The following is a 9,826-nucleotide window of genomic DNA, read 5'->3' as shown; positions in this document are numbered from 1 at the left end:
CGCCATTGCTGCGTGAGACGGCCGGCGGAGGCGACGGCCAGAGCGACAGACGAGCGGCGCGGGCGGCAGACGATAGGCAACTCGCTGGCCCGCTGGTGATGGTGACTCGACCGGCGACGGGTGAACACGTGGCGCGAGGGCCGTGGCCAGCGCGAAGCAGAGCGGGCCGGGCGGGGCAAGCAGCGCGAGCGGGGCTCGGTGGAACGAGCTCGGTCCGGTGGGCGAAGCGGAACAGAACGGACCCGGCCCGGCCCGGCGCGGTGCGAGCGCGGTGCGAGCGCGGCGCGGTGCGGTGCGGAGCAGGCGTAGCAAGGCCGAGTGGGATCGGCCCGGCAAAACGGGCCGGGCGCGGGTCGGATAGGGCTGGCCGGTGAAGCGGGCGAGCACGGCGGAGTGGTCGGCCCGGTGGAGCGGGCCCGGCGCGGCGCGACAGGCTCGGCGGAGCGAGCCCGGCACGGCCGAGTGGGTCGGCCCAGAGGAACGGGCCCGGCGGTGGAACGGGATTCGGTAGAACGGGCCCGGCACGGTCGAGAGAGCGGAGCGGGCGGGGCAAGCAGCGTGGGTGCGGCGCGGCGGAGCAGGCCGGTGCGGCGGAGCGCGGCGCGGCGGAGCAGGCCCGGCGCGGTGGACGGAGCGGGGCAGGCGGAGCACGGCAGCGTGGGATCGGCTGGCAAAACGGGCTCGGCGCAGCGGAACGGGTCCAGCGCGGTGGGACAGGGTCGGTGGAGCGGGCCCGGCGCGGCGGGACGGGGTCGGTGAAGCGGGCCCGGCGCGCAGTTCGGCCTAGAGCGGGATAGACCTGGGGCGGGGATGGGCCCGGCGGAGGGAGCAGCCCGGCGGAAGGGATGGGCCCGGCGGAAGGGGTCGGCCCGGCTGGCCCGGCCCCGGGGGTCGGCGGAGGGGCCCGGCGGGTCCGGCCCCAGGGTCGGCGGAGGGCCGGCCGGCGTGGGCGAGGGGTTAGCGGCTGGTGGCTTCGGCTGTCGTTTCGGCCACCGGGCCCGAGGTTTTGGTCGTGGTCGAGGTGACGGTCAGCGGGACGGTGGTGGCCGGTGGGTTGTCCGGGCTCGACGTGGTGATCTCGTCGGACGTCCGGGTGGGTTCCGGGCTCCGCGAGGGGGTCCCCTCCGGCACGGTGGTGGGGTGGACCGAGGTGCTGCTGGTGGTGGTGTCCAGGCCCGGCGGGCCGGCGGGGCTGTCGTCGGTGCCCGCCGGGGCCCGGTTCAGGGTGAACGCGATCACCACGGCGACCACCGCGGTGCCCGTGCCGGCCGCGGCCACCGCGTAGGTGCGACGGCGGCGCTTCGCCCTGGTGCCCAGGTGGACGATGTCCATCGCCCCGAACGTGCGCGGCAGCGGCTGGATGTTCAGTTGTTCGAACGTCTTCTTCAGCTCGTCCTCAAGCACCGCGCGACACCTCCTGCCACAACGCGCCGAACTCCGGTCCCAACCTCTGCCTCAACGCCTTGAGGCCGCGGCTCGTGGTGCTCTTCACCGTGCCGACCGAGCAGCCCAGCGCCGCGGCCGTCTCCTCCACCCCCAGGTCGTGCCAGTACCGCAGCACGAGCGTCGCCCGCTGTTTGGCGGGCACGGCGCTCAACGCCTGCCACACCACCAGCTTGTCCTCGCTCAACGACGACCCCGGCGCCGGCGCCTCCGGCAGCACGTCGGTGAGCTTCTCCCGTTTCCACCGCACCCGCCGGCGCTCGGCCAGGAACGTGCGCACCACGATCTGCCGGAGGTAGGCCTCCACCCCGTCGCGGTGCGCCAGCTTCGGCCCCGCGAGGTAGAGCTTGAGGAACGCGGACTGCACCACGTCTTCGGCCTCGTGGTGGTTGCCGCACAACAACAGCGCGGTGAAGCGCATCGAGTCGGCGCACCGGTCGAAGTAGTGGGTGAACTCCGCGTCCCAGCTCACGCCGTCAGCGCCTCGTGGTGGCCGTGGTCGGCGTCGGCAGCGGCTGCCTCGTAGTCGTGACCGTCACCGGGATCGACGCGCCGGGCGAGGTCGTCACCGTCTCCTCGGGGGCCGGGGTGACCTCCGGCTGGGGCCACGCGGTCGTCGGCCCGGGGGTGACCTCGGGGCTCTCGGTCGTGGTGGGCTGCGGCTCCAGGGAGGTGGTCCGGGTGGTCTCGATCGGCTGTGGCGAGGTGGAGGGCAGCGGCGTCACCGCCACGGGCGACGTGGTGACCGGGGTGGTGGCGGGCGAGGTGGCGGGCGAGGTGGTGGTCGACGCGGGCGCGTCGTCACCGCCGCCGGACGCCAGCGCGGGCACGGTCACGGCGAGACCGCCGAGCAGGACGGCCCCGGCCGCCAGCACGAGTCGTTTGCGCAGCAAGACTGCTCCTCGGGATCGGGGCCACCGCGGTTCGGTGCCTCCTCACCCTTATGAATGCGGTCGGGGTGGGTGGGGGTTGTCACGAGTTTCCGGCGGGTTCCCGGACCACGACCTCCACCGCCCGCGCCCGGACCGCGGCCTCGTCCAGCACCGCCCGCCGGGGCTCCGGCACGTCCAGCACGCGCGGTGACGCCAGCGCGAACACCTCCGCCAACCGACGGTCACCCCGCAGGGCGTCCAACGCCTGTCGGTCACCACCGAGCACGACGGCGTCCAACTCGCCCACCCGAGGCGCCAGCACCCGCGCCGCGTCGTCGGCCGCGGCCTGGAGGGCGACCCTCGCCTGCCCCTCCCGCCGCCGCGCGAACCGCTGCTGCGACCACCCGCCCGCCTTGTTGCGCCCGTGCACCTGGCGGCTGCCGGTGGTCGACACCACCACCACGCCGTCCTGCGCCACCCCGATGCTGTGCCCGCCGAGCCGCACGAGCAGCAGCCCGACCCGGCGCGACGTCGACGCGTGGGCCAGCAGCGCGTCGAGCACCAGACCATCGGCGTCACCTGCCGGGGTGAACTCACCGAACGCCGCCGAAACGGACGCCGTGGCGCCGTCGACCGCCGTGACCAGGCACCGAGCGGGCGTCACCGAGGTGGAGACCACCCCGCCGTGCCGTTCGGCGAACCGGCTGAACCACCCCGCCAGGCGTTCCGGCGGCACCTCGACCGCCCGTCCGCCACCGGAGACCGGGCGGACCCTGTTCATGCCGGCGCGACCCTGGTCATGCCGGCCCGACCGCGGTCATGCCGGCGCGACCGCGACCCAGACGGGCAGCGGGTGCCCGCACTCGGCGGGCGACAGCCGCTGGACCGCGCCGAACCCGGCCTCGGTCAGCGACGCGGACACCTGCTCGGGCGACAGCACGCGGTGCCGGGTCGACACCGTGTTGGCCACCTCCCACGTCCCCTCGCCGCGCACCAGCCGCACGACCTCCAGGGCGTAGGACTCGCCGTCCGCCGCCCAGTCCCACAGCTGCACGGTGACCTGCCGGTTCGGGCCGCGACCGGACACCTTCGGCGGCGGCGCGGTGGGCCGGAGCCTGCCGAGCTTGTCCAGCTCGGGCACGGCGGCGACGAACAGGCCGCCGGGCCGCAGCGCCTGCCGGGCCAGTCGCAGCGCCTGGTCGAGCGCCTCCTCGTGGGCCAACCGGGGCAGCAGGTCGTCACCCGCGCGGACCACGTCGACGAGCGGCCCGCCGTGGTGGCTCACGACGTCCAGGAGGTCGAGCACCACGTGCCGGCCGGAGCCGAGCACGGCGGTCGCGACCTCCGTCAGGGGGTCCTCCGGCAGGGGCACGACGTCCGGGGCGGCGGTCACCGGGCACACAGTAGGCCCAACGGATCAACGGCCGCCAACGGCACGGGACCGGCGGGGCCGGGGGCGGGACCGGCGGCGCGCGTACGGCTGAGCAGGTGGACGGCCGGATGGCACAGGGCACCGAAGAGGCGTCGCGCCGAACCCGAAGCCCGCGTTGCACAATGTTACCGACGGGTTTACAAAGGGAGGAGCACGGATGTTCACCACTTGACAGAACGATGCCCGTCCCAGTGAACTCGTAACCCGTATGGCCCAATCAATGACTCCACCTGGAAGGCACCAATGCACTGCGTTGGCGGGTAGGGTCACTGGGGCGTGATCTCATGACAGCGGGGAGTCACAATGACCAACGCTGCCGGTCGACCAAACCTGTCCGTCGACGAACTCGACTCGGCGGGCCACGGCAGTCTTGCGCAGCTTCTCACCACGGGACCGTTCCCCGAGGCGCTGAGAGCCGCGATCAAAGCGAGCAGGCTGAGTCTCGACCGCATCCAGCACCGGCTCGCGCTGCGCGGGGTCACCATCAGCGTCGCGACGCTGAGCTACTGGCAGTCCGGCCGACGCCGACCCGAGCGACCCGAGTCGCTGGAGGCGCTGCGCCACCTGGAAACCGTGCTCGGCGTGCCGCAGGCGGGCCTGTCGGCGCTGCTCGGCCCGCCGCGCCCGCGCGGCAGGCGGTCCCGACCGACGACGATGATGCCGATTGACGCGCTCTGGGCGCGTCGCGAGCGGGTGGCCGACCTGCTCACGAAGGTGGACACGTCCTCCGACGTCAAGCTGGGCCGGATCAGCCAGCACGACCGGATCGAGATCGCCGCGAACGGCGGTCAGCGCTCGGTGTGGGTGCGCCAGATCCTGCGCGCCGAGCAGGACGGCCCGGACCGCTGGGCGCTCGTGTTCGAGACCGAGCAGGCCAACGTGCTGCCCCAGGTCGTCAACCTGCGCAACTGCCACCTCGGCCGCGTGGTCGAGGACACCGAAGCCAACATCATGGCCGCCGAGATGATGTTCGACCGGCCCCTGACCAGGGGCGAGACCATCATCATGGAGTACGAGCTGCTGTTCGCCGAGGGCCACTACCCGGCGGGCAACAACACGTTCGCCCGCAAGTTCCGGCTGCCGGTGCGCGAGTACGTGATCGAGGTGCGGTTCGACCAGTCGAACCTGCCCGCCCGCTGCCAGCAGTTCAGCGTGCCCGCCGGTGACGACACCCCGTCCCGGCGCCGCAACCTGGCCCTCGACGCGGCCGGTGGCGTGCACGCCGTGGCGCTCGGTTTCGGGCCCGGCGTGTTCGGCATCCGCTGGGAGTGGCCGAAGTAACACGTGAACGAAAAGGCCCCGGGAGCACGCTCCCGGGGCCCTTTCACGCACTGCCCGTCACTCAGACGTAACCGTTGATCTTCAGCGAGACCGCGCGGACCGAGCCGCGGTCGGACGCGGCCGCGTCCACGACCTTGAACGTCCACGTGCCGTCCACCGGCTCGGCCAGCAGCGCGCCCAGCGGGGTGGTGGGCCGCCACGTGCCCGTGTACGGGGCGATGGCGCTGGTCACCGACGAGAACGGCTGCGCCGCGGCGTCGTCGAACACCACCTGGCACAGGTTGTTGCCGGTGGCGCCGTTGCGCTGGAACACCGTGGCGGTCGCGCCGGACGGCGAGGTCAGCGTGCCGACCAGGTCACCGACGAACGTGTGGTCGATGCCGACCGTCGTGGCGCCGGTGTTGGTGTTGCAGGTGTCGCCGTCGATGGAGAACACCAGCTTGGACGCCCGGCCGATCCCGCTGACCGGGATGGTCACCGACACGCCGGTGGCGTCGTTGTCCGGGATGGCCACGACCGGCCCGGCGTAGGCGAACACCTTGGTGTCGCGGGACGGCTCGCCGACGTTGAGCGTGAACGTGCTCGTGGTCGGTGAGGTCGTGCCCGCGAAGGTCACCCGGGCGTCCAACCGGACCGCGGAACCGACACCCGCCGAGGCGGGCACGGTCACCTTGAACGTGTTCGTGACCGTCTGGCCGACCTCGACCGTGCCGTAGTACTTCGACCGCGGCGCGATCGTCACCCCCGCGGTGGGCGAGGTGAGCACGACGCTGGTCGACGCGGCGGTGCCGTCACCGACGTTGACCACCGGCACGGTGACCGTCGCCGTGGTGCCCGGCTTGAGGTACTGGCTGCCGTCGGCGTCGTTGACCACGGACGGCTTCTGCGCCTTCGCCAGCGGCTGCGGCGAGGCGCCGGTGTAGGCCAGCACCAGGTCGGCGCGCACGACACCCGCACCGGTCCGGTTGTCCACGCCCGCCTCGACGAGGTCGATCGCGGTCGCGGTCAACGCCTCCCGCACCTCGGCGGCGGCCAGGCCCGGGTTGCCGGACAGCACCAGACCGGCGATGGCCGCGGCGTTCGGCGCGGCGGCCGACGTGCCGAAGAACGGGTTGAAGCCCGCCACGCTGGTCTGCACGCCGTCCGCCGCGGTCAGGTCCGGCTTCTGCCGCACCTCCTCGCGCGGGGTGCCGTCGGGCGCGAAGAACACCCGGCGGGGACCGTCGGAGGTGAACCGCTCCGGCTTCTGCGTGCCGTCGAACGCGTTGGGGAACGGACCGCGCGGGTTGGCCGGGTCGCCCGGCTCCAGGTCGAACGGCAGCGGGTTGTTCGCCGGCGCCGCCGCCACGCTGATCGCGCCCTTGGCCGCGGAGTGGCCACGGGTCACGCCGGAGGTGGCGAACTTCTTCAGCCCGTCGGAGGAGTCCTTGAAGCGACCACCCAGCGCGGACAGCGCCAGGTACTTGTCGTCACCGCGGAACTTGACCACGGCCAACCGCAGGCCGGACGCGCTCGCGGGCGTGGTCAGCCGCTCGTACGGGTCCTGGCTGCCGTCCTGCACACCCTGGCTGAACGCCACCACGTTGCCCTGCGCGTTGGCCAGGTACAGGTCGTAGTCGTTGAACGACGACGACAGCGGGTCGGACCAGAACAGCGTCACGGGCACGCTGCCCGAGCTCTCCGACAGCGGGTTGAACACCTGCTTGGCGTCCGGCGAGGGGTTGAAGTCGTGCGCGGTGCCGGCGAACTTGCCGACGCCCACGCCCGAGTCGACGAACTGGCCCTCCCAGTGGCCCGAGGTGCCGTCCGCGACGTTGCCCTCGTTGCCCGCGGAGGAGAAGTACAGCGCGCCGTCGGCGGCGACCGCGTCCACGGCCTGCGCGATCACGCCGTCCTGGAACGGCGACTCGTTGAAGTACAGGACGTCGTCGACGATGACGTCGCAACCCAGCCGGAAGCGCAGGGCGCGGATGTTGTCCGCGAAGCTCGCGTCACCGTTGACGGCGGTGGCGAAGCCGAGGCTCGCGTTCGGCGCGATGTCGTGGAGGATCTCCAGCATCGCGGTGCCCTCGTTGCCGGAACCCTCCTGGCCCGCGAGGACCTCCACGCCGGCGGGCAGCTCACCCGCGGCCTGCGAGAGGGTCAGCGAGTCGACGCCGTCGGACAGCGCGCACAGCTTCACGCCGGTGCCGGTGACGTGGAAGTCGCCCCGGGCGGTGTCGGCGGCGTGCGCCCGGTCGCCCTCGCCGGTCCGGACCGCCTGCGGCGCGACCAGGACCTCACGGGTGCGGGCCTCGATCTCCCGGGCCTTGTCCTCCTTCGAGACCGCCGGGTCGGCCTTGCCGGCCTGCTGCTCGTGGAACGTCTTGTACTCGACGGCGGTCTCCACGCGGCGGACGTCGCCACGCGCGGAGAGGCGGGTCAGCGCGTTGAGCGGCAGCTGCGCGCGGACCGTGTTGCCCTCGGTGGAGACCGAGCGGATCCCGCCGCCCGCGGCCTTCACGGCGGCGACCAGGTCGTCGGTGACCTTGAACGCGCGGATGTCCACCACGACGGTGTCTCCGCTTTGGACCTTCACCCCGGTCTGCAACGCCGGGAGCCTGTTGAACGTGGTGGAGTTCGACCGGCGGCGCTGCTCGACCACGAGCGCGCTGTCCACCTTGGACTCGGCGGCCGAGAGCGACTTCTTGATGTCCTGCAACGCCGCGATCTGCGCGGCGGTCTTGTCCTCGACACCCTTCGACGCCTTGACCGGGTCGGCCGAGGCGGGCGACACGGCACCCAGGGTCATCAGCACCGCCGCACCCGCGGCGATCAGCGCGGTTCTTCGCGAACGACGTTTCGGTGAGCGCACAGGCGTCTCCCCCAGCTCTTGCGTGCCCCCGACGCACGCGGCCTGCGGTCGGATGTCTCCGACCGAGGGGTCAACGTATTGCGCACGGACAAGTACCGTCTGCCACCGTTCGGCCTACTTCTCAGACGGTGAATCCATCACATTTCACAGTACAAAAGCATCTGTCCACAGCTGACCGGTCCGCCCGGACAGAGCGTCGAGCAGCGCCGCCGCCTGGTTGTCGGTGAGCGAGGCGATGAAGTCGACCACCGCGCGGCCCCTGGCCAGCGCCCGGACGGCATCCGGCCCGCTCGGTGTCTCACCGGTGGCCCCGACCAGCAGCGACGGGTCTGTCCGAGCCAGGGCCGCGTACTCCTCCCCCGCCAGTTCGACCAGGTCGTGCAGCCGCCGCGGCAGCCGGTTCGCCTCGTGCCGGTCGGTGACCCACTGCTCCAACGCCTCGACCAGCGCCGTCAGCAGCCGCGCCTGGCCGCGCTGGTGCAGCGCCAGGTCCGGCCGGAGCAGCACGAACCGGCGGTGCACGAACTTCAGCACCTGCACCTCGTGCCACTGCGGCACGGCCAGCACCACGTGACCGGTGCGGGTCGTCGGCTCCTCCACCACGCCGACCGAGTCGACCAGGCGACGGGTCCAGCGGGCCGAGAACCCGGCCACGGCCTGCTCCGCCTCCACCGAACCGTCGAACGGCACCGCCAGCAGCCCGTCGACCAGCTCGGCCCGCACCTTCGCCACGGCTTGCGCGAACGCGTCGTCGTGCACCGCCCACGAGTCCTTGGCGTGCAGCCTGCGGCGCAGCGCCTCCAGCGAACGGCCGGGTCGGCGTTCCTGGGCGGCCAGGTCGGCGGCGCTCAGGCCCGCGAGCTCCACCGCGTGCTCCAGCCAGGTGTTCAGCTCGTTGGACACCGTCGCGTGCTGCAGCACGCCGACCCGGTGGAAGTCCTCCAGGTCGTGAATGGCGTAGGCGATGTCGTCGGCGGTGTCCATCACCGACGCCTCCACCGTCTGCTGCCACGCGTCCAGCCGTGCCGTGTAGAACGCGCGGGACTGCTCGACGTCCTGCAGCTCGGTGACGTAGGCGGAGAACTTGCTGGAACCGGTGCCCGGCGCGTCCTCCGGTTCGGCCGCGCCACGGGGTGGTGCGGGCAGGTCCCTGGGGTGCGGCGTCGGGTAGGACAGGCGCGTCCACGGGTACTTGAGCATCGCCGCGCGCACCGCCACCGTCAGGTCCAGCCCCACCGCGGCCGGACCGCGCACGTCCGTCGTCGTGACGATGCGGAACGACTGGGCGTTGCCCTCGAAGCCGTCCGACAGGCCGAACCGGTGCCGGGCCAGGCGGTCGAGGACCTGCTCACCGAGGTGCCCGAACGGCGGGTGACCCAGGTCGTGCGCCAGTGAGGCCGCCTCGACCACGTCCGGGTCGCAGCCACCGAGCTTGTCCAGCAGGTTGGCCACGTCGGGGCGGGTGTTCAGGCGTTCCGCGATGGCACGGGCCGCTTGGGCGACCTTCAGGCTGTGCGTGAGGCGGTTGTGCACCAGCAGACCCGAGCCGGTCGAGCTGACGACCTGCGTCACGCCGCCGAGGCGCGCGAAGAACGGCGAACTGGCCACTCGGTCCCGGTCGACCCGGAACGGGTTCGTGGCAAGGTCGGCCTGGACGGGGACGTTCCCGCCGGAACGGCGCTCGGTCCGCGGGTCGGCGTGCTCCTGGTGTCCGGACTGCTCGTGGTGCATGGACAAAGAAGGTAGTCGTGCCGCTTCGCCGCCGCGCCACCGTGGTCGGTCCTACCGGCCGGGCGAGGAGCAAGGCCCTTGAACGCAAAAAAGCCTTCAGGGGCACCCGAATACCTGGGTGCCCCTGAAGGCGAAAAATTGTTCGGCGGCGTCCTACTCTCCCACACCCTCACGAGTGCAGTACCATCGGCGCTGGAAGGCTTAACTACCGGG

Annotated in this window: 8 protein-coding genes; 1 reads left to right on the top strand and 7 read right to left on the bottom strand. The window is 72.5% G+C overall.

Annotated features, from left to right (window positions below; genetic code table 11):
* Nucleotides 1-957 precede the first annotated feature (957 nt).
* From AB0G02_RS20830 to AB0G02_RS20810, 5 genes are all read right to left on the bottom strand, one after another.
* A complete protein-coding gene (locus tag AB0G02_RS20830) occupies nt 958-1,404 on the bottom strand; it encodes a hypothetical protein (protein WP_360796884.1) in 447 nt (148 codons plus the stop codon).
* Nucleotides 1,397-1,915 (bottom strand): SigE family RNA polymerase sigma factor, encoded by a 519-nt coding sequence (locus tag AB0G02_RS20825; protein WP_360796881.1) that lies wholly within the window; start codon nt 1,913-1,915, stop codon nt 1,397-1,399. Before AB0G02_RS20825 ends, AB0G02_RS20830 begins: the two co-directional genes overlap by 8 nt.
* Before the next feature lie 4 nt (nt 1,916-1,919).
* Nucleotides 1,920-2,336: a hypothetical protein gene (locus AB0G02_RS20820; protein WP_360796878.1), complete on the bottom strand. Its 417-nt coding sequence runs from the start codon at nt 2,334-2,336 to the stop codon at nt 1,920-1,922.
* A 79-nt stretch (nt 2,337-2,415) separates the two neighbouring features.
* Nucleotides 2,416-3,096 (bottom strand): acVLRF1 family peptidyl-tRNA hydrolase, encoded by a 681-nt coding sequence (locus AB0G02_RS20815; protein WP_360796875.1) that lies wholly within the window; start codon nt 3,094-3,096, stop codon nt 2,416-2,418.
* A gap of 36 nt (nt 3,097-3,132) precedes the next feature.
* Complete coding sequence (locus tag AB0G02_RS20810; protein WP_360796872.1) at nt 3,133-3,708, bottom strand: hypothetical protein; 576 nt, start codon at nt 3,706-3,708, stop codon at nt 3,133-3,135.
* Nucleotides 3,709-4,050: 342 nt separating this feature from the next.
* Here AB0G02_RS20810 and AB0G02_RS20805 point away from each other — a divergent pair, with 342 nt between their 5' ends.
* A complete protein-coding gene (locus tag AB0G02_RS20805; protein WP_360796870.1) occupies nt 4,051-5,028 on the top strand; it encodes a hypothetical protein in 978 nt (325 codons plus the stop codon).
* Between the two features lie 61 nt (nt 5,029-5,089).
* Here the strand turns inward: AB0G02_RS20805 and AB0G02_RS20800 are convergent, their stop codons facing one another.
* Both AB0G02_RS20800 and dgt read right to left on the bottom strand, forming a co-directional pair.
* Complete coding sequence (locus AB0G02_RS20800; protein WP_360796867.1) at nt 5,090-7,882, bottom strand: S8 family serine peptidase; 2,793 nt, start codon at nt 7,880-7,882, stop codon at nt 5,090-5,092.
* A gap of 144 nt (nt 7,883-8,026) precedes the next feature.
* Nucleotides 8,027-9,613, bottom strand: coding sequence for a dGTP triphosphohydrolase (gene dgt, locus AB0G02_RS20795; RefSeq protein WP_360796864.1), 1,587 nt, complete (start codon nt 9,611-9,613; stop codon nt 8,027-8,029).
* Between the last annotated feature and the right edge of the window lie 213 nt (nt 9,614-9,826).

The organism is Actinosynnema sp. NPDC023658 (assembly GCF_040639995.1).
Classification (GTDB): Bacteria; Actinomycetota; Actinomycetes; order Mycobacteriales; family Pseudonocardiaceae; genus Actinosynnema.
The sequence above is the reverse complement of the archived record's forward strand: the minus strand, read 5'-3'. Positions and strand labels throughout refer to the sequence as shown.

Excerpts from the sequence above, each read along its gene's own strand:
- dgt (WP_360796864.1), bottom strand. The coding sequence starts at position 9,613 with ATGCACCACGAGCAGTCCGGACACCAGGAGCACGCCGACCCGCGGACC.
- AB0G02_RS20815 (WP_360796875.1), bottom strand. The coding sequence starts at position 3,096 with ATGAACAGGGTCCGCCCGGTCTCCGGTGGCGGACGGGCGGTCGAGGTG.
- AB0G02_RS20805 (WP_360796870.1), top strand. The coding sequence starts at position 4,051 with ATGACCAACGCTGCCGGTCGACCAAACCTGTCCGTCGACGAACTCGAC.